Raw genomic sequence first — 22,493 nt, forward strand, 5'->3', positions numbered from 1 at the left:
GCCCCGGCACCCCCGGCTCTTTTTAGCGCCGCCGTCGTTCGCTGCGCTCCCTACCCCGGCACCCCCGCCATCTTTCGCGCCGCCGTCGCTCACTGCGTTTGCTACCCCGGCACCCCCGCCATCTTTCGCGCCGCCGTCGCTCACTGCGTTTGCTACCCCGGCACCCCCGCCAATGGGTGCCCCGCTCTTATGCTGTGCACGGCGCAGCCACACCCTCTTACGTCATTACCGGACTTGATCCGGTAATCCATGTAGCGATGGTGGGTAAGCGAAAGCACACAAGTTGTGCATCCTCATTGATGCTGCTTGGACCCCGGATCAAGTCCGGGGTGACGGCAGTGGGTGAAGATGGGCTTCAGAGTAAATCCGAAAAGAAAAAGAGTGGACGACCTAAGCGAGGACCTCGCGCGCACCGCAGCAGGCCGTTGCATAGCGGGGGGTGCAGGGACCAACCTGTCCGGCGCGAGCACATAAAAAGGGTGCAAAGCGACCGGTGGCCTCGGGCAAAAATGACCACCTCACGCCGCCAACGGATAAGCCTCTTCCACCAGATAAGGTCCGCCACCAATGGAATCCCGCGCTGAATAAAGCACAAAACGGCTGACCCGGAAGCGTAGCGGATAGAAGGCGCCGGACATTTGCAAATGATGCGCCACATCTGCCGGAGACACATCTGAAAGCCGCGCCAGCGTGACATGGGGCGAATATTTGCGCCCGGATGGCTTTAATCCCAATTGTTGCATCACCCGCTCCTGCTTGTCATGCAACTGCATCAAGCCCGGAGACGGATCAACGCCTGCGAACAGCGCCCGCGGCTTTTTGCCGCCGAACACGCCCAAATGCGATAAGGTGACATCAAACGGTTCTTCGATCGACAATCGATCCAGCTCATGCACAATCTCATGGGCGGTGCGGTGATCCACATCACCAATATAGCGTAATGTAATGTGATAATTTGAAGGATCGATCCATCGCGCGCCGTGCAGGCCACCCCGCTTCAGGGAAAGCGCGAAACCAACATCGCCCGGGATTTCCAGGCCGGTGAAGAGACGGGGCATAAAACCTCCCTTCCAGATGCAGATTGCAGCATCGTAATAAATTGATGTTACCATGATTCGTATGACAATTCGGCGAAAATTTTGTTTGCCGCCTCAATGACTAAACTGTTATCGCGGTTTGCACGTACATCTTGAAATTGTCCCAATTCATCGCCATATTACGGGCAAGATTATATAGACTTGGCAATCCGCCAAGAGAATTGCTGAAAGGGAACTCATCTATGGCACAATATGATCGTCAAACAATGGCCTCACGAGGCGGCGCTCAGGCCGCAATTGATGAGGGCCTACGCACCTATATGCTGGGTGTTTACAACTATATGGGCATCGCCCTGGGCATCACCGGCGTGGTGGCCTATTTCATCTCTATGTTCGCCGCCACCAGCGACCCGGCAAATGCCGTTGGCACGCTGGGCAACGGCGTCATGCTGACCCAGTTGGGCGCCACACTTTATGGCTCACCCCTGCAATGGGTTGTGATGCTTGCCCCGTTGGCCTTTGTCTTTGCGCTAAGCTTCGGCATTCATAAAATGCAGTTTGCCACAGCACAATTGGTGTTCTGGGGCTTCTCCGTGGCCATGGGCCTTTCGCTGTCATCGATCTTTTTGGTCTATACAGGCGAAAGCATTGCCCGTGTGTTCTTCATCACCGCCGGCACCTTCGGCGCGATGAGCCTTTACGGTTATACCACGAAGCGCGACCTGACCGCTTGGGGCTCTTTCCTCATGATGGGCCTGATCGGCATCATCCTGGCATCTGTTGTCAACATCTTCTTGCAATCAGGTGCCTTGGCCTTCGCCATCTCTATCATTGGTGTGCTGGTGTTTGTCGGCCTGACCGCGTATGACACCCAAAAAATCAAAGAGAACTATTATGAAGGCGACGGGTCTGAAACCATGGGCAAGAAAATGCTGATGGGTGCTTTGGCCCTCTATCTGGACTTCATCAACCTGTTCTTGATGTTGCTGCGCTTGTTCGGCAATCGCGAATAGCCCGAGACAGTTCAGAGCTGAAATTAAGATCCCCGCTTCATTTGAGGCGGGGATTTTTTATAGGCCTTTTTTACTCTCACGGCTGATGGGCGGCAGCTATTTTCCCCTCGTGCCGGGAGGTGAGGCGCCTAACCTTGGGCGGGTGCGGACCAAAAGCGGCACGGGGTCGGCGATGCGCTCGTCCACTCTATTTCCTTGGAGATTTACGCCGAAGCATCTCTCCACCCACTACCATCAACCCGGACTTGATCCGGGGCCCAAGCAGCATCAGTGAGGGTGCACAACATGCATGTTGTTGCCCAGCCACCAGGGCTACATGGATTACCGGATCAAGTCCGGTAATGACGTGAGAGGGTGTTGTTGCGTCCTGCACAACATAGACGCGGGGCACCCATAGGCGGGGGTGCCGGGGTAGTGAGCGTAACGAACGACGGCGGCGCGCAAAAATGCCCGGGGGTGCCGGGGACGGACACGCAGTGTCCGGTGGCGGCGAGTAAAAATGCCAGAGGCCGGGGTAGTGAGCGTAGCGAACGGCGGCGGCGCGTAAAAAAGCCGGGGTGAATTTTTTCGCTCACGGTTGAGCGGTGCTTTCAGCACCTAACCTGCGCGGGCGCGGCCAAAAAGTTGGCCGGGGTCCTCGCTATACTCGTCCACTCTTCTCCATTACTTGCTCAAAGCAATTCGCTTGGCACCAATCGGCGGGGGTCCCGGGGTAGCGGCGCGAAAATAATCTACCGCACCAAACTGATATCGCCGTCCAGCACTTTAAGCACCTGCGCCAGCTCATGGCCGCGTTTGAGCACCTGCCCATTTTGGCCCACAACGCGATATTGCCCCTGCTTACGCCGCAGGCTGGGATCTTTCTCAACGCGAAAAACGGGCATTTCGCTGGCCCGTTTGAAGATGGAGAACACCGCACGATCTTTGAGCATATCAATGGCATAGTCGCGCCATTCGCCGCTGGCAACTTTGCGGCCATAGACATTGAGAATGGTGGAGAGTTCGCGCCGGTCAAAGCTCACATTCATCGGGGCCGGCGGCGATTTGGACGAGGATTCGTTGGAATGCACCAAACGAATGTGTTGGCTTGCGCCCTTGCTTTGAGATGATGCCAAATTTCACACCCTGTGGTTCAAATCACTTGGTAAATGATTGCGCCAATTCGCAAATGTGGCAAGCCCCAAAATTGGCCCCAATTTAATCACAATTCCGGCAAACTGTTGCCGAAATACATCGTTAGAAAGAAATCATAGCCTCCAGTACCCAGCCCCTGAGCGGTTTGCCCCCAAATGAACCTGCTCAGGGCGCTGGACCTCCAAAATCAGTTTGGATGGCCTCCAGATACCCCTTGCGCCCCCTTTTTGGGGGCGTTTATTTTTCGATAGACGCTGCGCCCAGAATGGCCCCAGGGCCGCCATTGCCCTTGGTCTGCACTAGAACGGCCATCCCATCCGCCCCATCCACCAATATGTCACTGAGCGGCAATTCAAGCTGATGGCTGGTTTCACCATGCCACATGCCCACGGGCATGCGGCCCCGCGCAATATGGCTGTAGGTTAAGGTTTTGCCACTGTTTTCGCCGCGTTTGATTTTGGTCTGTGCCTCTGAAATATAGGGGATCACCCAAATGGTCGCATCCGCTTCCATCGTGCCATCGCTTTTCAACTCAATGGTCAAATTCGACTGGTCCAGCGACAAATCAACTTGCAGGTTCAGATCAGCCTCTGCCAAAAAATTTTCGACCTCTTGCCGTCGCGACCCCACTGCTTCCATGGTACCATTCACGATGATTTGTGGGGTATAGACCCTTTGCGCCCCAAATGCGCGGGCATAGGCCCGCTGCAATTTTGAATATCTCGGCGCGGAAAATACATCTTTCCATCCAATGTAGTTCCAGTAATCCACATGATAGGCGATGGTGATGACATCCTCTCGTTCGCTCCAATCGCGCAACGCGGCATCTGCCTCCGGACAAGAGGAACAACCTTGCGAAGTGAACAGCTCCAACACCGCCTTAGGGTTGGTTTTCATCTCCATGGCGATAGCCGGAGAAAGGTTCAAAACGGCCCAGAGAGGGATCATCAAAATGAAGTGGATTTTTTTCATGGGAATTTATTACGACAAGCGGGCCTAACACACCAGTCACATTGGAGTGAGGCACTTACTTTTTGAATAGATAGCGGGCCACTAAAGCTTCAAACTCAGCCATCACAGCTTCATCGCGCTCGCAGGCACGTTGCGCAACGGCCGCATGCACCAGAAAAGCGCGCAATGCAACAATGTCCAAGACGTCGTTGTCATTGCCATGTGGCCATTTTTTTCCCAGCGCATCAAACAGCTGGTTCTCTGCCGGCTCGATCAGTTGGCGGCAAATATCTTGCCCCTCCCCAACAATCAAACGGATATAGACTTCATCCCGACGGATCAGGTCAAAAAACGGATCAAAAATGGTACGCAGTTGTGCCGCGTTGGTAATTTCAGATTCGGCCTCGATGCGAGCAAGACATATATTGAGCACGTCAGCAAACTGGGTCGCCGCCAACGCCAGTTTCTCACTAAAATGGGCCAGCACCGTGCCTTTGCCGACATTGGCGCTTGCGGCAATCTGCGCAACCGAGATGTCATCATAATCGTGACGGGCCATTAAATCGGCAAAACATTGCAGAATATGCGCTCGCGTGGCCTGCGCCCGCTTCTGTTTGCCTTCAACACGTAAATTCATAAATCTTGCTTAGCACAATTGACCGCGGTCAAAAAGTGAAATATATAAATTGACCATGGTCAATTATAGAGAGTCAGATTCATGAATATCGTCATCATCTCCGGTCACCCACGTGCCGACAGCTTCACCCAGGCGCTGGCCGAACATTACCAACAAGGCGCTGAGGCTGGCGGCGCCAGCGTCAAACTCTTCGCCCTCTCTCAACTGAAACTGGACACCGGTCCGCTCACCAGCGGCCCCAGCCAAAACAATTGGAATGATGAAATCCGCCAATTATGGGCCGCCATCGAACCGGCAGACCATATCGTGATTGCCCATCCCCTCTGGTGGGGCACCATGCCGGCTGAACTGAAACATCTGCTGGACCGGCTGTTGCTGCCCGGGCTTGCCTATAGCTATGCCGAAGGCAAGCCCTTACCTGTCGGACACCTTAAAGGCAAAAGCGCCGAAGTGATCATGACCTCGGACACGCCAGACTGGTTTTACCGCCTCGCCTATGGCAAGGCGCAGTCCAAGCTGATGAAAAACCAGATCCTGAAATTTGTCGGGCTTAAGCCTTTGCGCTTCACCCATATTTCGCCCATCCACAATATGCCCGCGCCCAAGCGTCAAAAACATCTCGACAAGGTTCGCCAAATGGCAAAGAATTTTGTGACCCAGCACAAAAAAAGCGCGGCCTGAGCCGCGCTTCTTCATTCAATAAGTCCTCGGCCAGATTTGACCGAGGCCTATTCACCTAGGCAACGAGGTTGCGCAATACGTAATGCAGGATGCCGCCATTGCGGTAATATTCCAGCTCATCTTCGGTATCGATGCGGCAAAGGGTAGTGAACTCTTTGTCTGACCCGTCAGCAGATTTCACCTTAACCGTCACATCGCAACGAGGGCTGATTTTGTCCAAACCTTCAATGGTGATTTCTTCGTCACCCTGCAGGCCAAGGCTTTCCCAGCTCGCACCATCTTTGAACTGCAACGGCAAGACACCCATGCCCACGAGGTTTGAGCGGTGAATACGCTCAAAGCTTTCAACGATCACCGCGCGAACGCCGAGCAAACGTGTGCCCTTTGCCGCCCAGTCCCGTGAAGAGCCTGTGCCATATTCTTTGCCGCCAAACACAACCAATGGCCGGTCCTGATCTGCATATTCCATGGCTGCATCATACATGGCCTTAACTTCGCCATCAGGCCCTTTGGTGAAGCCGCCTTCAACGCCTGGCACCATCTGGTTCTTGATACGGATATTGGCAAAGGTGCCGCGCATCATGATCTCGTGGTTGCCTCGGCGCGAACCGTAGGAGTTGAAGTCCTTTGGTGCGACCTGACGCTCCGTCAAATAACGGCCAGCCGGTGTGTCCTGCTTAAACGAACCCGCTGGTGAAATGTGGTCCGTGGTGATGCTGTCGCCAAACAGGCTCAAAATGCGCGCGCCCTGCACATCTTCAATCGGCTTCACCTCTTTGGTGAGCCCTTCGAAATAAGGCGGGTTCTGCACATAGGTTGAAGACGAGTTCCACGCATAGGTTTCACCACCTTCAACTTTAATGTTCTGCCAGCCTTCATCGCCTTTAAACACGTCTGAATAGCGGCCCTTGAACATTTCAGGGGTCACCGTTTCACGTACAATCTCAGCGATTTCCTGCGCGCTAGGCCACACATCTTTCAGATAAACCGGCTGACCATCTTTGCCGGTGCCCAAAGGCTCGGTGGTGATGTCGATAGTCATTTTGCCTGCCAATGCATAAGCCACAACCAATGGCGGTGACGCCAGATAGTTGGCCTTCACATCAGGGTTCACGCGGCCTTCAAAGTTCCGGTTGCCAGAAAGCACTGAACACGCCACCAGATCTTCGGCATTCACAGCGGCAGAGATCGGCTCAGGCAATGGACCGGAGTTACCAATACATGTGGTACAGCCATACCCCACCAGGTTAAAGCCAAGCTTGTCCAAATCATCCTGCAGGCCAGAGGCGGTCAGATAATCCGTCACCACCTGCGAACCTGGCGCCAAAGATGTTTTCACCCAAGGCTGCACTTCCAACCCAAGCTCAAGCGCTTTGCGGGCCACAAGGCCAGCCGCCACCAGAACCGCCGGGTTGGAGGTGTTGGTACATGAAGTGATCGCGGCGATCACCACATCACCATGGGTGATGGAGTAGTCTTCGCCTTCAACCTTGGCTTCACGCTTATCCGTTTTCGCAAACTCACCGGCGAGTGCTTTGGCAAACTTCTCTTTTGCCTCGGAAAGCCCCACGCGATCTTGCGGACGTTTCGGCCCGGAAATGGCAGGCTCCACGTCTTTCAGATCGAGATAAAGCACATCGGTGAACTCAGGGTCCGGGCTGTCTGTGGTGCGGAACATGCCTTGCGCTTTTGAATATTCTTCAACCAACGCCACGCGATCATCTTCGCGGCCGGTGGTGCGCAAATAAGCCAATGTTTCATTGTCGACAGGGAAGAAGCCGCAAGTCGCGCCATATTCTGGCGCCATATTGGCGATGGTCGCTTGGTCTTCCAAGGTCAGATTGTCGAGGCCTGGCCCGAAAAATTCAACGAACTTGCCCACAACGCCGCGCTCACGCAACATTTCCACCACGCGCAACACCAAGTCAGTTGCAGTGATGCCGTCTTGCATTTCGCCTTCCAGCTTGAAGCCAATCACTTCTGGCAACAACATAGAGATCGGCTGGCCCAACATGGCCGCTTCCGCCTCAATGCCGCCAACACCCCAGCCCAAAACGGCCAGGCCGTTGACCATGGTGGTGTGGCTGTCTGTGCCCACAAGCGTATCCGGGTAAGCCACCGTTTCACCATTTTCTTCTTTGGTCCAAACGGTTTGGGCCAAATATTCAAGGTTCACTTGGTGACAAATGCCTGTGCCGGGCGGCACAACGCGGAAATTATCAAACGCTTCCTGGCCCCAGCGCAAGAATTCATAACGCTCGCCATTGCGCTCATATTCGCGGGCCACGTTTTGGTTAAAGGCTGTACCTGTGCCGAAAAAGTCAACCATCACAGAGTGGTCAATCACCAGATCAACGGGCACTTGCGGGTTAATTTTTTGCGGGTCGGCGCCCAGATTGGCTGTGGCATCGCGCATGGCGGCCAAATCAACAACGGCCGGAACGCCGGTAAAGTCCTGCATCAACACCCGTGCTGGACGGTATGAGATTTCATGGGAAGAGGATTTGTCTTTCAACCATGCTGCGCAGGCTTCAATATCTTTTTTGGTGACCGTACGGCCATCTTCAAAACGCAAAAGGTTTTCGAGCACCACTTTCAAAGAATGCGGCAGGCGCGAAATGCCTTCAAGGCCGTTTTTCTCTGCTTCAATTAAGGAATAATATGTGTAGGATTTATCGCCGACCTTGAGGGTCTGTTTGGCGTTAAAACTATTCAATGAGGTCTGTGTCACGTGCATTGCCTGTATGTTAGGAGTTTCAACCTGAGCCTTGGGCAATTTGCCGAATTCAATCGACAAAAACCAACAAGCGTGAAACGAGTTACCATTGTCCCCATAATGGCGCTCGCGCGCTTTATAAAGAATAACACCGCCTCTTGCCAGCCTCAACTTAATGCCATTATGTGCTTCTCATGAGAAAAAACGGCAAAAACCCTGAAAATATTGCATTAAATGTCACAAATCTGGCCTGCGAACGTGGCGGATTTGAGATTTTTGCCGATGTTTCTTTCACGGCAATGCCCGGTGAAGTGATTCTTTTGCGCGGCCCGAACGGCGTAGGCAAGTCCACCTGTCTCGCGACATTATACGGGGCTCTGCCCAAATCTGCCGGGGAGATTTCCTTTGAAAATATCGATTCTGAGCGCGAACCGCGGGAATATCTGCACATTGTGGGCTACGTGCCGGGGGTGAAAACCACCCTCACCGTGAAAGAAAATCTCATGTTCTGGGCGCAGCTTTACGGCGGCACTGAAAATGTGCTGCCCGCCATCGAGGCGGCTGGGTTGGATGCTATTCAGGATTCTGAAGCCTCTATTCTCTCCGCAGGTCAAACCCGGCGGCTGGGCCTTGCCCGCCTGTTGGTGGCCAACCGCCCGATCTGGATTTTGGATGAGCCCACTTCAGCCCTCGATAAGCAAGGTGACCAATGGGTGGGGCAATTGATCGCGGACCATTGCGCCGAAGGTGGCATTGTGATCGCCGCGACCCATTTGGAGATTCCGCATCTCGCGCCGGAAGCCGTAAAAACTGTGATGATCGGGCATAGAGCTATGGACCATGCCTCATGAAGCCATTTCTCGCTGTATTGACCCGCGATATGAAACTGGCCACCCGGATTGGCGGTGACAGCCTGACCGTACTGCTGTTTTACATCATGACCGGCGCCATCATGCCGTTCGCTATCGGCCCGGATAAGGACCAATTGGCGCAGCTCGGCCCAGCCATCATTTGGATCAGCGCTTTGCTGTCGCTTTTGTTGGCACTCGACCGCCTGTTCCGCCTGGACCATGAAGATGGATCGCTGCTGGCCATGCGCCAGGCCAGCCTGCCGCTTGAGATGATTGTGGTCGCCAAAATCTGCGCCCATTGGGTCACAACTGCGTTACCCCTGATTGTCGCCACCCCTATTTTGGCGATATTGCTCAATCTTGAGATAGATCAAACCCTTCGGGTGATTTTCACCCTATTGGTGGGCACACCGGCGCTGATTTGCTTTGGGGCCATTGGCGCGGCGGTAACCGTATCCATCAAACGCGGGGGCCTGATTGCACCGATCTTAATCTTGCCGCTTTCGATCCCGACATTGATTTTCGGGGTCAGCGCGGTCTCCGGCGGCGCAATCGCCAACGCACAGGATGCGGCACTTTTGTTCCTTGCAGGGTTTACCTTGCTCAGTTTAGTGTTCACCCCGTTTGCGGCGGCACTCGCATTAAAAATGGCAGCAGAATAGTCAATGACAGAGTCAAAATCTCAAGAACCAACGCCACAAGATCTGGGCTTTTTCTCGCGGATCGCCCATCCCGGCTATTTCCTTGAATGGTCGCGCTATTTTATCTGGCCACTTCTGGGTATTACCGCCATCTTGATGGCCTATGGGCTTTATCTGGCGTTCTTCAATTCACCTGCCGATTATCAGCAAGGCGAAACCGTGCGCATCATGTATGTACATGTGCCCAGCGCCTGGCTCTCCCAATTCTGCTATGCGATCATGGCCGCAGCCGCCATCGGCTCACTCGTATGGCGCCATCCTTTGGCCGACGTGTCAGCCAAAGCTGCTGCTCCTCTTGGCGCAACCTTCACAGCTATCGCTTTGATCACTGGCGCGCTTTGGGGCGCACCAACCTGGGGCACGTTCTGGGAGTGGGACGGACGCATGACCTCCACCCTCATCATGCTGTTTATCTATCTCGGCATTATTGCCCTGTGGCGCACCTTTGAAGATCAAGTGCGCGCGGGCCGCATCATCGCGGTGATCACCTTGGTCGGTGCGATCAATGTGCCCATCATCAAATTCTCAGTGGATTGGTGGAACACGCTGCATCAGCCCGCGTCGGTGTTCCGTTTGGATGGACCAACCATGCCACCCTCCATTCTGCTGCCGCTATTTGTGATGTTCTTTGCCTTCTCATTCCTGTTTTTGCTGCTGCATTTCATTTCCATGCGCACAGAAATTTTGCGCCGCCGCGCCCGCGCGATTGAACGGCAATATGCGCAACAATTAAGGACCCAAAAGCCATGATCGAATCCGGCGAACATCTCGAATATATTTTCGGGGCCTATGGCCTGTCGGCACTGCTGATTGTGTTGCTGAGCGTGTGGGTGGTCCTGTCTTACAAAAAGCAAAAGAACCGTTTGGACACGCTGAAAGCCATGGGGCTGAAACGGCGGTCTGAACGCACGCCGATCAAGCCGGAGTAGCGCATCATGAAACGCACGCTGATTTTCGCCCTGCCCTTGGTGTTGACCGTTGCGCTATTTGCGCTTTTTGCCAGCCAGATCAATCGCGATCCGGACCTGTTGCCCTCGGCTTTGATGAACAAGCCTGCCCCTGAGTTCACCCTTCAGCCCGTTGAAGGCCATGACCAGCCCGGCTTTTCCAGCGCCGATCTGAAAGGTCAGCTCAGTCTGGTGAATGTGTGGGCCAGCTGGTGCGTGCCCTGCCGCGAAGAGCATGAATTTTTGATGCGTTTGGCCGAGCGCGATGATATCAAATTGTTCGGCATCAATTACAATGACCAGCCCGAGAATTCCCGCGACTTCTTGCGCAAGCTGGGCAACCCTTTTGACGCTGTGGGCGCCGACCGGAACCGCCGTGTCAGCCTAGAATGGGGCGTTTATGGCGTGCCGGAAAGCTATCTCGTCAATAAGGACGGGGTGATTGTGTACAAACACACCGGTCCGATGAGCGAAGACAGCTTCCAAAACAAGGTGCTGCCCGCCATCGCCAAAGCCTTAGAGGCGCAAGAGGCGTCTTAAGCCTCTTCGCCGCTTGGTGCATATTTGTTCAACACCGGCACCACCAGCGCAAAAGAGAAAATCAAGGTGAGTGGCATAATGCCCCACACTTTGAACGCGACCCAAAAGTCCGTTGAGAAATTGCGCCACACAATCTCATTAATCAGCGCCAAAACGAAAAAGAAAATCGTCCAACGCCAAGTGAGAATACGCCAGCCTTCATCGCGCAATTTATAGACATCGCCAAACACATAGCGCAGCAGCGAATGGCCAAACAAAAGCCCGCCCAGCAACACGCCGCCAAACAGCACATTCACGATGGTCGGTTTGAGCTTGATAAAGGTATCGTCCTGCAAATAAAGCGTCAGCCCACCAAAAATCAGCACCACAACGCCAGTGACCAGCGGCATCACCGCCACGCGCTTGAGGATCAACCAGCTTAGGAACAGCGACACGACCATAGCGCCCATAAACCAGGCGGTTGCGACAAAAATGCCCGCGCGGCCATTCAGAATAAAGAACAGCACCAGCGGCCCCAATTCCAGCACCAGCTTGATCAATTGGGGCTTTAGTTCGGCCCAGTTCAGCTCTTCAGCCGGGTTCTTCTCTTCGCTCATTTAATCCTCATTTCGTCCGGGCTCGGGTTACGCAGTGTGCCAGATGATCGGACCATTCTTCAACGTCCAGCGACAGGCTGCCCGCCCCAATGGCCACTTCAATCGCCTGCACTTCATCATAAATAGTGGGCAAAGTGTGGCCTGCCAACCAAACCTTATCCTGTTCAATCTGCTGTTCGAATGCACGTTCCAGCGCCACTTTGGATGCCTCAATATGCACTTGAAAACTTGGCGTTTCCGGCACCTTAGGCACCGTGCGCACCCCGTCAATTTTGTTGAACTCAACCGCCAATGCTTTGGCAAAAGCCGTAAATTCGCCAATACGCGGCAAAAACTCGTCCAACCCGATCAGCGCCGTGATCGCTTGCGGAAATTCAAATGGCACATTGCTGCCATGGCGGGTGAACCAGACATCGCTTTCGGCCAAAAATTCTTCATCCGCCAGCAAGCCACAACCGCCAATATTGGCCAGCTCTTTGTAAAAGCTGCAATAAAGACTGTCGCACAGCGCCATAATCTCTTTAAGGCTTTTTCCATAAGCCTCAGCCACGCCAAAAACCCTCGCCCCATCGAGATGGAAATGTACGCCCCGTTCACGGCACCAGTCTGAAATTTTCACCAATTCCTCGAAGGGGGTTAGCTTATAGCCCGCCCGCCGCACCGGCAGCTCCACGCTGACCACGCCGGGCACTTCGCCCATCTTGTCCAAATCATCTACGGTGAAGGGCTGATAGGCTGTGCCCAACCGTCGGAACTGGATTGGGTGCAAAATCTCCACAGCCTCCATTTCGTCAATATCGAAATGGGTCATGCGGTGAATGGCAACTATGTTATTGCCCTGCCGCTCCACAGCCGCCCGCAAGGCGGCCATTTGCGCAATCATGCCTTTGATGCAGAAGCGCGCGCCGCTGGTGCCAAACAGCTCCTTCAGCCGTTCCACCACCACATCGCTGGCCCCGCCATCGCCATATACATCGCTGGGCAATTGCGCATAGTCAGACTGCGCCAATTTGGCGAACAAATCCGCCGGTTTAAATGGCGCAAATGCATGCAACACATGGTCACATGTCAGCATCTTCTCGCGCGCGACCACTATTGTACCCCCGCAATCGCTGCCGCGAAATCATCGGCCTCAAACGGCTCCAGATCTTCGATGGTTTCGCCCACGCCGATAAAGTGCACCGGCAATTTATGCTTTTGCGCGATCGCCACCAGAATACCGCCCCGCGCCGTGCCATCCAATTTGGTCATCACCAAACCAGTCACTCCGGCCCGTTTGCCAAAGATTTCCACCTGATTAAGCGCATTCTGCCCAGTGGTCGCGTCCAGCGTCAGCATGGTGGTGTGCGGGGCGTCAGGGTCGAGCTTTTTGATCACGCGAATGATCTTTTCAAGCTCCGCCATCAATTCATCGCGATTTTGCAACCGGCCCGCCGTATCAATAATCAACAGATCGCAATTTTGTGCTTGCGCTTCTTTCACCGCGTCATAAGCCAGACCCGACGCATCAGCCCCGGTTGGCCGCGTGATCACCGGCACATTGGAGCGCTCGCCCCAAACCGAAAGCTGCTCAACCGCTGCCGCGCGAAACGTATCGCCCGCCGCCAACATCACCTTTTTGCCCTCACGGCTATATTTCGCCGCCAGCTTGCCAATGGTGGTGGTCTTGCCGGAGCCGTTCACGCCCACCATCAACAAAATATGTGGCTTATGCGCCGTGCCCAGCTCAAACGGCACCGCCACGGGCGCCAAAACCTTGCTGACTTCATCGCGCAAAACAGAGCGGATTTCCTCTACGCTGATTTCTTTATCAAAACGATCTTGCGCCAGCTTTTCAGTGATTTGGATCGCAGTTTCCACACCCAAATCCGCTTGGATCAGCGTGTCTTCCAACTCTTCCAGCGCCTCATCATCCAGTTTGCGCTTGGTGAAGATCGAGGAAATATTGTCCGTAAGCTGATCGGATGAGCGTTTCAGCCCATCGCGCAACCGAGCGAACCAGCCTTTCTTTTTTTCGCCGCCACCGGTCGGTGCGCTCCCGTCCCCGGCACCCCCGCCAGGTTTTTCGCCGCCGTCGCTCACTTCGTTCGCAGTTTCTGCGCTCTCGCCGCGTGGCTGCCCGGCACCCGGGGAGTCTTTTTGCGCGCCGCCGTCGCTCACTACGTTAGCTACCCCGGCACCCCCGCCGGAACCTTCATTATTGCCGCCACCGGTCGCTGCGCTCCCGTCCCCGGCACCCCCGCCGGTCTTATCATCGCCATCGGCCGTCGTTTCTTCATTTTCAGGCTCAGAAGGAGATTGCGCAGCTTGTTCCAGCTCGGAAATCTCTTGCAACTCCTCTTCCACCGTTTCAACCGCTTTAGCCGCAGCCTCTTCCGGCGCAGGTGTGGGCGGCTCGGCGTCCGGTGCTTCCTTCAGATCTTCTTCAATCTGATCCAGCGCCTTGTCGATGGACTCATCAATGCTGTCTTTTGGCTCTTGCCAGGGCTGCTCTTTTTCAAGCGCCGCAGCGTCTTCCGGCGTCACATTGGCAGAAGTCTGATCTTCGCTTTGGTCTTTCGGCGTCTCTTTGGGTTGCGGCTCATCCTTGCCTCCCAACAGTCGCGACCAAAAGCCTCTTTTTTTGCCGCCGTCGGCTTTATCGTCCGCCATAAAATCCTCTTAGGCCACTGCCAATTGCTTTTCGCCGATCAGCCCATGCTGATCCTGGCCAGTCACTTTTACATCCAAAATCTCGCCGGGTGCGCCTTCAACTTTGATCGGCACAAATTGCTCAGTGCGCCCCACATTGTCGCGCTCGATCAGCACAGATTTGGTGTCCCCCATCTGGCTGGCGCAGAACGCGTCGAACTGCTGCTCACCCAAAGCGCGCAACTTCGCGGCCCGGTCCTTCGCCACTTTCTTATCCACTTGCGGCATTTTTGCCGCCGGGGTGCCCGGCCGGGGCGAATAGGGAAACACGTGCAAATAGGTGAGATCACATTCTTTCACGATCGCCATGGAATTGGCGAACATCTCATCGGTTTCCGTGGGGAACCCGGCGATAATGTCGGCGCCAAACACCATATCCGGCCGCATCGCTTTTGCGTCATTCACAAATTGGATCGTGTCCTCACGCAAATGCCGCCGCTTCATGCGCTTCAAAATCATATTGTCGCCCGACTGCAGCGACAAATGCAGGTGCGGCATCAAACGATGTTCAGACTTGATCGCCTCCATCAACGCCTCGTCCGCTTCAATGGAGTCAATGGACGAAATGCGCAGGCGCGGCAATTGCGGCACATGTTTCAAAATAGACTGCGTCAGGGCACCAAGGCTGGGCTTGCCCGGCAAATCTGGGCCATATGAGGTGATGTCCACCCCGGTCAGCACCACTTCGCCAATGCCATTGTCGGCCAGCTTTTTGATCTGATCGACCACCACGCCCATGGGCACGGAGCGCGAAGGCCCCCGGCCATAGGGAATAATGCAGAAGGTGCAGCGATGGTCACAGCCATTTTGTACCTGCACAAAGGCGCGGGCGCGCCCATCCATGCCCTCGATCAAATGGCCTGCGGTTTCCTTGACGCTCATAATATCATCGACAAGGATTTTCGAATTGCCGCCTATGCCAAACTTAAGACCTTCATAGGTCTCGCGCTTCATCTTTTCGCCATTGCCGACCACAAGGTCCACTTCGCCCATTTCGGCAAAGCTTTCCGCATCAGTTTGCGCCGCGCAGCCAGTCACCACAATTTTGACGTCCGGATTTTCCCGCCGCGCCTTGCGAATGGCCTGACGGGTCTGGCGCACAGCTTCCTGCGTCACCGCACAGCTATTGACGATGAGAATATTGTCGAGCCCCGCCGATCCGGCATGATCTTTCATCACTTCAGATTCAAAAGCGTTGAGCCGACACCCGAAGGTGAGGGTTTCAATACTCATGCAGCACTTTCCTCAAAAAGTTCGGCCGGTAATGTCCCCTCCCCGTCCAATTCATACGGGCCAGTCATAATAATATGATGGTCGCTCGCGCGCCATTCCAGTTGCAAATCGCCGCCGGGCAGACTGATCGTCACTTCGCGGTCGGTCAAATCCTTGCGCACCGCCGCCACAGCCACGGCGCACGCCGCCGTGCCACAGGCTTGGGTCAACCCGGCCCCCCGCTCCCAAACGCGGATTTTGATATGATCCCGATCCAGCACCTGCGCCAATGAGATATTGGCCCGTTCTGGAAACATAGGGTGATGTTCAAGCATCGGCCCAAACCGTTCCAAATCATGGGCCTCAAGATCATCCACCCAGAAGATCGCATGGGGGTTGCCCACATTCACAACGCTCGGCGTGTGCAACACAGGCGCATCAATCGGCCCGATCTGCAATTCAATCCCGGTCGTGTCTTCAAATTCTTCCGCCAGCGGGATCTGATCCCACTCCAGATGCGGCACGCCCATATCCACGCTCACCACGTCGCCGTTCAACTCAGCGTTCAACAAGCCAGCATTGGTGTGAATGATCACGGCTTTTTTGCCCAGCTCTTCACCCACCAGATAGCCAACACAGCGCGTGGCGTTGCCACAGGCATCCACCTCGCCCCCCTCGGCATTATAAATGCGCATAAACACATCCACGCCATCCAGCGGGCTATGTTCCAAAACGATCAGCTGATCACAGCCAACACCTTGCTCGCGATCGGCAATCCAGCGCACCTGATCATGCGACAGCTTGATTGGTTTTTGACGCGCATCAAGCACCACAAAATCATTCCCCAAACCGTTCATTTTCAAATATTGGACTGCATCAGCCATTGTTCATCTCATACGATTTTCGTACATCAACGCCCTATATGGCCCAGATTGGCCTAAATTACTACCCTTAGCGGGGCGCAGAGATTGACTCTTTTGTCAGCTTGCCTTAAAGCAACACCCGATATTTACCGTGTCGAGTTGTGCTCGAGTCACTACCCAAAGCGATTTTACCGATTTTGGGGGTCAACATCCATCAGCGCGTTGCGCCCGTGGATGCTATTTTTGTTTGCAAAATTTGATTTTGCATGGCGAAAGACCCACTTTGGGAAGATCAAGCACAGGCGACATATAAAGAGGTGACCATGTTTCAAAGTCTGGGCGATCGGTTAAGCGGCATTTTTGATGGGCTGACACGGCGCGGCAATCTGTCTGAAAGTGACGTGAATGCAGCCCTGCGCGAAGTTCGCCGGGCCCTGATTGAAGCCGACGTGTCTTTGGAAGTGGTGCGCGGCTTTATCGAGCAGGTGCGCGACCGGGCCGTGGGCGCCGAAGTCACCAAATCCGTAACCCCCGGCCAGCAAGTCGTCAAAATCGTCAATGACGAATTGGTCGCCGTGCTGGGCACTGAGGCCGCACCGCTTGATTTGAATGCCACCCCGCCCGTCGCCATTATGATGGTCGGTTTGCAAGGCGCGGGTAAAACCACCGCCACAGGTAAGATCGCCAAGCGCCTCAAGGAAAAGCAAAACAAAAAGGTTTTGCTCGCCTCTCTCGATACACGCCGCCCTGCCGCGATGGAACAATTGCGGGTGCTGGGCGAGCAGATCGACGTGGATACGCTGGAGATCGTTCAGGGCCAAAACCCGGTTGAGATCGCCAAGCGGGCGCAAAAAGAAGCCAAACTGGGCGGCTATGATGTGCTGTTTCTCGATACAGCGGGCCGCACCCATATTGATGAAGAATTGATGGCCGAAACCGCTGAAATTAAAGCGGCCACCAACCCCCATGAAGTTTTGCTGGTAGCTGACGCGCTGACAGGTCAGGACGCGGTCAATCTGGCCCGCTCCTTTGATGAGCGTGTGAGCGTCACCGGCATTATGCTGACCCGTATTGATGGTGATGGCCGCGGCGGTGCCGCCCTCTCCATGCGCGCAGTGACCGGCAAGCCGATTAAATTGCTCGGCACCGGCGAAAAGCTTGAGGATCTGGAAGATTTCCACCCCTCACGCGTCGCCGACAGGATTTTGGGCATGGGCGATATTGTGTCGCTGGTGGAAAAAGCCGCCGACACCGTGTCGCAAGAAGAAGCGGCCAAAATGGCCAAGAAAATGAAGAAGGGGGTTTTCGATCTCGATGATTTGAAAAACCAACTGCTTCAGATGAAAAAAATGGGCGGCATGGGCGGCCTGATGGGCATGATGCCTGGCATGGGCAAGATGAAAAAGCAGCTGGATGGCGCCAACTTCGATGAGAAGATTTTCGACCGCCAGGTGGCCATCATCCAGTCCATGACCAAAAAAGAACGCGCCACCCCAGCCTTACTGAATGCCTCCCGCCGCAAGCGTATTGCAGCCGGTTCTGGCACCTCAGTACAAGACATCAATAAGCTGATCAAAATGCACCGCCAAATGGCCGACATGATGAAAAAAATGTCCAAAGGCAAAGGCGGTTTGGCCGGTATGCTTGGGGGCATGATGCCGGGCGGTATGGGCGGCATGCCCAATATCGACCCCTCAAAGCTGGACCCCAAAATGCTGGCCGAGATGGAAAAGCAAATGGGCGCGGGCGGCGACATGCCGGATTTGCAGCAATTGCAGGATCAGACAGGCGGCAAAAAGGAATTGCCCAAAAGCGTTGATGATCTGCTCAAAGGCGGCGCGGCCCCCCGTTTTCCCGGCCTGCCCGGTCTCGGCCCCAGAGGGGGTAAGAAATAGTGGTCACCATTCCAACGCTTGAAACAGAACGCCTTGTTCTTCGTCCCCTTAAGTCCGAAGATTTTGACAGCTATGCGCAAATCGCTGCTGACGGTGAATGGTCTCAATTCGTCGGAGGTCCAATGGACCAGGGCAAAGCTTGGCGCGCCATGGCCACATTGATTGGCCACTGGACGTTGCGTGGCCACGGCATGTTTGCGGTGGAAGAAAAATCAAGCGGCAAATTTGTCGGTATTATCGGCCACTGGAATCCGATCAATTGGCCGGAACCGGAAATTGCATACACCTTGGCGCAACACGCAGCGGGCAAAGGCTATGCCACCGAAGCCGTGCGCAAAATGATTGACTACACCTTCAATGAGCTCAAATGGAACACTGTGGTGAGCTATATTGATGACAACAATATTCCATCCCAAAAAGTTGCCCAACGGGTGGGCGCTATTGCGGAGGATTTGATCGATTTGGGGGGAAGCCCCGCGCGGGTTTATCGACACCCCAATCCAAACAACTAAATCAACGAAATTACCGCCCGAAAGCGGTTAAAAGCCAAATTAGGAGAAGTTCAATGGCCATTAAAATTCGTTTGTCACGCGGCGGTTCTAAAAAGCGCCCTTATTACCATGTTGTTGTTGCTGACGTGCGCGCACCACGCGACGGCCGCTTTATCGAGCGCATCGGTTCTTACAACCCAATGTTGCCAAAAGACTCAGAAGACCGCATCAAGCTGGACAAAGAGCGCGTTGAGCATTGGTTGAGCGTCGGCGCCCAGCCAACTGACCGTGTGCACCGCTTCTTGGACGCTGAAGGCTTGTTGAAGCGCGAAGCACGCAACAACCCGAAAAAAGCCCTTCCAGGTAAAAAAGCCCAAGAGCGTTTGGAAGAAAAGCGTCAAGCTGAAGAAGATGCGAAGGCTGCTGCTGAAGCTGAAGCCGAAGCACCAGCAGAAGAAAACGCTGCAGAGTAAGTCTTCTGAACCTTTTCAGAAATTGACTGCATAAGGAATACGCCATGGGCAGTACAAAAAACGATAATCTGGTTCTTATGGGTCAGATCGGTGCTGCCCACGGCATCAAAGGCGAAGTGCGGATCAAGAGTTTTACCGAAAATCCACTTGATCTGGCCGCCTATTCGCCACTGTTGACCAACAGGGCAAACCAAACCATCACCATCAAAAAAGCGCGTTTGCAAAAAAACATGCTCGTCGCGGTGCTTGAAGAATCCAAAAGCCGCAACGATGCTGAAGCGCTGAACGGCACCAAACTCTATGTGCCGCGCGAAAGCCTGCCGCAAACCGATGATGAAGATGAGTTTTACCACACCGATTTGATTGGGCTGAACGCCCGCACACCGGACGGCGACCCGCTGGGCACCGTTGCGGCCGTGCAAAATTATGGCGCTGGCGACGTGCTGGAAATTCGTCCGCCCAAAGGCCCAACCGATCTTTATCCCTTCACCAAGCAAAGCGTGCCCACCATCAATTTGGCCGAAGGCTATTTGATCATTGTGCCTGCTGTCGAAGTGATCGTGGACGATGATGAGGCGTTTGAGTGATGGCGTTTAAAGCCGACATCATCACCCTGTTTCCTGACCTGTTCCCCGGCCCCTTGGGCGCCTCCATCATTGGCCGCGCCGCTGAAAATGGCACATGGTCTCTCAACGCCACCCAATTGCGCGATTTTGCCACCGACAAACACAAAAAGGTGGATGACACGCCTGCTGGCGGCGGCCCCGGCCTGGTGCTCAAACCCGACATTTTGGCCAAAGCCATTGACCACATCTCGCCAGAAGACGATCCGCGCCCGCGCATTTTGATGAGCCCGCGCGGCAAACCGTTTGACCAGCAAATGGCCCGCGACTGGGCAAATGGCCCCGGCGTGGTGATGGTGTGCGGCCGCTTTGAAGGCGTCGACCAACGCGTGATCGACAAGCGCCACCTCACCGAAGTCTCCATTGGCGACTTTGTGCTGTGCGGCGGCGAAGTGGCCGCCATGGCCATGCTGGAAGCCACCGTGCGCCTGCTCCCCGGCGTTATGGGCTCCGCCGAAAGCGAAGCCGACGAAAGTTTCGAAAATGGCTTGCTGGAATATCCGCAATATACCCGCCCCGCAGAGTTCGAAGGCACCCCCATCCCCGACATCGTCACCTCCGGCGACCACAAAAAAGTCGCGCAATGGCGACAGGAACAGTCCGAAGAACTGACCAAGCAGAACCGGCCGGATTTGTGGGTGCGGTATAAGCGCGAAACCTAAGCGTTACGCCCCAAACATCTTCTCATAATGAGCGCGGACCAAAAGCGCAATCGCTGTCGCAGCACCGCCGTCAATCTCTGCATTCACCGCATTCAGCGCAAACACCAATTGCCGCTTATGGTGCTCGACCACCCGCAAGGCTTGCCATTTCATTGCCGCCGCCGCATCCCGATTGTCCGCATCTTGCGGCGTGTCCGCAGGCTTCAATTTCGAGAAATGCTTTTCCATCGTCTCCCGGCCCAGCCGCGCCTCCAGCATCACCCGCGCCATCAACAGCTCTTCGCCACACCAATAGGGCTCTGGTGATTGCAATTAAAGATCAAGCAAACTCGCCACAACCCGCTCGCAGTCCGCACGAGCCGACGCAAAATGTTCACAAAACGACCCAGCCAAATAAGCGAAATGGCTGACAAAATGCACAAATTGATGCTGCGCATCGAGCACACAAAAATCATCAACCGCTTTTGCCTGCCGTACAAACAATTCAGCAATCTGGGGTGCCGCCCGTTGCGGTTCCAGCTTACCGCTATCAATCAACCCGCCGAGCATCAGCACCCCGTATGACTGAGCGATTACCCCGTCGGGCTCATCAATCCACGACAGCAACTCTTCAAGCGCGTCCTGTGCGTCTGCCGTGCTGAACGCCGCATCGGTGCAATAGTGGTAGAATGCTGTGTAGGTCTGATCGGCTTTATCCTCCCGGAAAGTCGAAAGCATCTCGTGCAGTTTTGTTGGCATAATATCACTATAAATTTGGTCAAATTGTCCATGTCGGCTATATAAACGCCCAGTGACTGTCAAGAATTGGCACTGGCGGCAGTTCAGTTACTGGCGGACAAGACGGTTAGGGTTTGAAGGTCACCATAAAAATCCGCCAAACCCCAATATTTCCGCCCTTTTCGCCAGAAAACCCATAGACTCAGTCCGTTTTTTGCGTTATAGCCCGCCAGACTAATTTTGTCTTTAAACACCAAGACCGGTGAATTCGTCCCTTTTTCGCGCCTTATGGCGAGGTGAAATTCGGGACGCTCTGACTGGCATCAGAACAATCGGACGAAAAAATGAACATTATTCAGCAGCTTGAAAAAGAGCAGCGCGAAGAGCTTGAAGCCAAGCGCGAAATTCCAGAATTCTCTCACGGCGACACCGTTAAAGTTTGGGTGAAAGTACGTGAAGGCGACAAAGAACGTTTGCAGGCGTATGAAGGCGTTGTAATTGCGCGTTCAGGTTCCGGCCTCAATGAAAGCTTCACCGTGCGTAAGATTTCATACGGCGAAGGCGTTGAACGGGTTTTCCCGATCTACTCACCCATCATTGACCGCATTGAAGTGTTGCGTCGCGGTAAAGTCCGTCGCGCCAAGCTTTACTATTTGCGTGAGCGTCGCGGTAAATCTGCGCGTATCTTTGAAGCCACAAACGCCCGCACCAAGCGCATTCAGGACGGTGAGCGCCAAGCTGCTGCCGACGCCCGCGCCCAACGCGAAGCGGACAAGGCTGCTGCAAAAGAAGCACAAGAGGCCGCTGCCAAGGCTGAAGCCGAAGCCAGCGCCGCTGAAGAAGAAGCCAAATCTGAATAGATTGATTTCTTTCTCTTCTCCTTTTGAAAACCCCGGCCTTTGTGCCGGGGTTTTTGTTTGTCGAAAAAGAGTTTTACACCCACGATTGAGCGGCGGCTTGTTTGCCCTCACGCCCCGTGGCAGGGCCCCTAACCGACGCGGGCACGGCAAAAAAGCTAGCCAGCGTCCTCGCTTTACTCGTGCACTCTTTTCTCTCGCAATT

At 54.6% G+C, this 22,493-nt stretch carries 25 protein-coding genes; 13 read left to right on the top strand and 12 right to left on the bottom strand.

The window, feature by feature from the left end:
• Positions 1-518 precede the first annotated feature (518 nt).
• The gene (gene thpR, locus L1I42_RS00005; RefSeq protein WP_236112323.1) at positions 519-1,058 is read right to left on the bottom strand and encodes an RNA 2',3'-cyclic phosphodiesterase; all 540 of its coding nucleotides are present in this window, start codon (positions 1,056-1,058) and stop codon (positions 519-521) included.
• Positions 1,059-1,279: 221 nt separating this feature from the next.
• On the opposite strand from thpR, the gene L1I42_RS00010 reads away from it, so the two are divergent.
• Complete coding sequence (locus L1I42_RS00010; RefSeq protein ID WP_236112325.1) at positions 1,280-2,050, top strand: Bax inhibitor-1/YccA family protein; 771 nt, start codon at positions 1,280-1,282, stop codon at positions 2,048-2,050.
• Positions 2,051-2,781: 731 nt separating this feature from the next.
• Here the strand turns inward: L1I42_RS00010 and L1I42_RS00015 are convergent.
• From L1I42_RS00015 to L1I42_RS00025, 3 genes are all read right to left on the bottom strand, one after another.
• Positions 2,782-3,165, bottom strand: a complete 384-nt coding sequence (locus L1I42_RS00015; protein WP_439651453.1) for a DUF2794 domain-containing protein — start codon at positions 3,163-3,165, stop codon at positions 2,782-2,784.
• A 256-nt stretch (positions 3,166-3,421) separates the two neighbouring features.
• Complete coding sequence (locus L1I42_RS00020; RefSeq protein ID WP_236112327.1) at positions 3,422-4,087, bottom strand: DUF1223 domain-containing protein; 666 nt, start codon at positions 4,085-4,087, stop codon at positions 3,422-3,424.
• Between the two features lie 124 nt (positions 4,088-4,211).
• Entirely contained in the window at positions 4,212-4,772 is a 561-nt protein-coding gene (locus tag L1I42_RS00025) for a TetR/AcrR family transcriptional regulator (RefSeq protein ID WP_236112329.1), read from the bottom strand.
• 81 nt (positions 4,773-4,853) lie between these two features.
• Between L1I42_RS00025 and L1I42_RS00030 the strand changes: the two genes are divergently transcribed.
• Complete coding sequence (locus L1I42_RS00030; protein WP_236112330.1) at positions 4,854-5,453, top strand: NAD(P)H-dependent oxidoreductase; 600 nt, start codon at positions 4,854-4,856, stop codon at positions 5,451-5,453.
• 55 nt (positions 5,454-5,508) lie between these two features.
• Here the strand turns inward: L1I42_RS00030 and acnA are convergent, their stop codons facing one another.
• Positions 5,509-8,190, bottom strand: coding sequence for an aconitate hydratase AcnA (acnA, locus tag L1I42_RS00035; protein ID WP_255768030.1), 2,682 nt, complete (start codon positions 8,188-8,190; stop codon positions 5,509-5,511).
• Between the two features lie 173 nt (positions 8,191-8,363).
• Between acnA and ccmA the strand changes: the two genes are divergently transcribed.
• From ccmA to L1I42_RS00060, 5 genes are read left to right on the top strand one after another with little or no spacing between them, the layout of a single operon-like run.
• Positions 8,364-9,020: a heme ABC exporter ATP-binding protein CcmA gene (gene ccmA / locus L1I42_RS00040; protein WP_236112332.1), complete on the top strand. Its 657-nt coding sequence runs from the start codon at positions 8,364-8,366 to the stop codon at positions 9,018-9,020.
• Positions 9,017-9,682: a heme exporter protein CcmB gene (gene ccmB / locus L1I42_RS00045; protein WP_236112335.1), complete on the top strand. Its 666-nt coding sequence runs from the start codon at positions 9,017-9,019 to the stop codon at positions 9,680-9,682. Before ccmA ends, ccmB begins: the two co-directional genes overlap by 4 nt.
• A 3-nt stretch (positions 9,683-9,685) precedes the next feature.
• Complete coding sequence (locus tag L1I42_RS00050; protein WP_236112337.1) at positions 9,686-10,471, top strand: heme ABC transporter permease; 786 nt, start codon at positions 9,686-9,688, stop codon at positions 10,469-10,471.
• Positions 10,468-10,650 (top strand): heme exporter protein CcmD, encoded by a 183-nt coding sequence (ccmD, locus tag L1I42_RS00055; RefSeq protein WP_236112339.1) that lies wholly within the window; start codon positions 10,468-10,470, stop codon positions 10,648-10,650. The genes L1I42_RS00050 and ccmD overlap by 4 nt, the downstream gene beginning before the upstream one ends.
• Positions 10,651-10,656: 6 nt before the next feature.
• Entirely contained in the window at positions 10,657-11,208 is a 552-nt protein-coding gene (locus L1I42_RS00060; protein WP_236112341.1) for a DsbE family thiol:disulfide interchange protein, read from the top strand.
• Here the strand turns inward: L1I42_RS00060 and L1I42_RS00065 are convergent.
• Genes L1I42_RS00065 through dapF form a run of 5 tightly spaced genes read right to left on the bottom strand, consistent with a single transcriptional unit; the run spans position 11,205 to position 16,591 of the window.
• Entirely contained in the window at positions 11,205-11,804 is a 600-nt protein-coding gene (locus L1I42_RS00065) for a septation protein A (protein WP_236112343.1), read from the bottom strand. The genes L1I42_RS00060 and L1I42_RS00065 overlap by 4 nt on opposite strands.
• Before the next feature lie 7 nt (positions 11,805-11,811).
• Positions 11,812-12,897 (bottom strand): threonine aldolase family protein, encoded by a 1,086-nt coding sequence (locus L1I42_RS00070; protein WP_236112344.1) that lies wholly within the window; start codon positions 12,895-12,897, stop codon positions 11,812-11,814.
• Positions 12,897-14,456, bottom strand: a complete 1,560-nt coding sequence (ftsY, locus tag L1I42_RS00075) for a signal recognition particle-docking protein FtsY (RefSeq protein WP_236112348.1) — start codon at positions 14,454-14,456, stop codon at positions 12,897-12,899. The genes L1I42_RS00070 and ftsY overlap by 1 nt, the downstream gene beginning before the upstream one ends.
• Positions 14,457-14,465: 9 nt before the next feature.
• Positions 14,466-15,728: a tRNA (N(6)-L-threonylcarbamoyladenosine(37)-C(2))-methylthiotransferase MtaB gene (mtaB, locus tag L1I42_RS00080; RefSeq protein ID WP_236112350.1), complete on the bottom strand. Its 1,263-nt coding sequence runs from the start codon at positions 15,726-15,728 to the stop codon at positions 14,466-14,468.
• Positions 15,725-16,591 (bottom strand): diaminopimelate epimerase, encoded by an 867-nt coding sequence (dapF, locus tag L1I42_RS00085; protein ID WP_236112351.1) that lies wholly within the window; start codon positions 16,589-16,591, stop codon positions 15,725-15,727. Before dapF ends, mtaB begins: the two co-directional genes overlap by 4 nt.
• 302 nt (positions 16,592-16,893) lie before the next feature.
• Here dapF and ffh point away from each other — a divergent pair, with 302 nt between their 5' ends.
• From ffh to trmD, 5 genes are read left to right on the top strand one after another with little or no spacing between them, the layout of a single operon-like run.
• On the top strand, positions 16,894-18,465 hold the full coding sequence (gene ffh / locus L1I42_RS00090) for a signal recognition particle protein (RefSeq protein WP_236114128.1): 1,572 nt from the start codon (positions 16,894-16,896) through the stop codon (positions 18,463-18,465).
• On the top strand, positions 18,465-18,977 hold the full coding sequence (locus L1I42_RS00095; RefSeq protein WP_236112353.1) for a GNAT family N-acetyltransferase: 513 nt from the start codon (positions 18,465-18,467) through the stop codon (positions 18,975-18,977). The genes ffh and L1I42_RS00095 overlap by 1 nt, the downstream gene beginning before the upstream one ends.
• A 53-nt stretch (positions 18,978-19,030) precedes the next feature.
• Complete coding sequence (rpsP, locus tag L1I42_RS00100; protein ID WP_027835852.1) at positions 19,031-19,429, top strand: 30S ribosomal protein S16; 399 nt, start codon at positions 19,031-19,033, stop codon at positions 19,427-19,429.
• Positions 19,430-19,473: 44 nt separating this feature from the next.
• Positions 19,474-20,016, top strand: coding sequence for a ribosome maturation factor RimM (rimM, locus tag L1I42_RS00105; RefSeq protein ID WP_236112356.1), 543 nt, complete (start codon positions 19,474-19,476; stop codon positions 20,014-20,016).
• Positions 20,016-20,714, top strand: a complete 699-nt coding sequence (trmD, locus tag L1I42_RS00110) for a tRNA (guanosine(37)-N1)-methyltransferase TrmD (protein WP_236112359.1) — start codon at positions 20,016-20,018, stop codon at positions 20,712-20,714. Before rimM ends, trmD begins: the two co-directional genes overlap by 1 nt.
• Before the next feature lie 3 nt (positions 20,715-20,717).
• On the opposite strand, the gene L1I42_RS00115 is transcribed toward trmD, so the two are convergent.
• Both L1I42_RS00115 and L1I42_RS00120 read right to left on the bottom strand, forming a co-directional pair.
• Positions 20,718-21,026 carry a hypothetical protein gene (locus L1I42_RS00115; RefSeq protein ID WP_236112360.1) on the bottom strand — a complete coding sequence of 103 codons (309 nt, stop codon included), beginning with the start codon at positions 21,024-21,026 and terminating at the stop codon, positions 20,718-20,720.
• Entirely contained in the window at positions 21,027-21,452 is a 426-nt protein-coding gene (locus L1I42_RS00120) for a hypothetical protein (protein WP_236112361.1), read from the bottom strand.
• 323 nt (positions 21,453-21,775) lie between these two features.
• Here L1I42_RS00120 and rplS point away from each other — a divergent pair, with 323 nt between their 5' ends.
• A complete protein-coding gene (gene rplS / locus L1I42_RS00125; RefSeq protein WP_236112363.1) occupies positions 21,776-22,291 on the top strand; it encodes a 50S ribosomal protein L19 in 516 nt (171 codons plus the stop codon).
• Positions 22,292-22,493 lie beyond the last annotated feature (202 nt).

This window comes from Maritalea mediterranea, assembly GCF_021568695.1.
GTDB lineage: Bacteria > Pseudomonadota > Alphaproteobacteria > Rhizobiales > Devosiaceae > Maritalea > Maritalea mediterranea.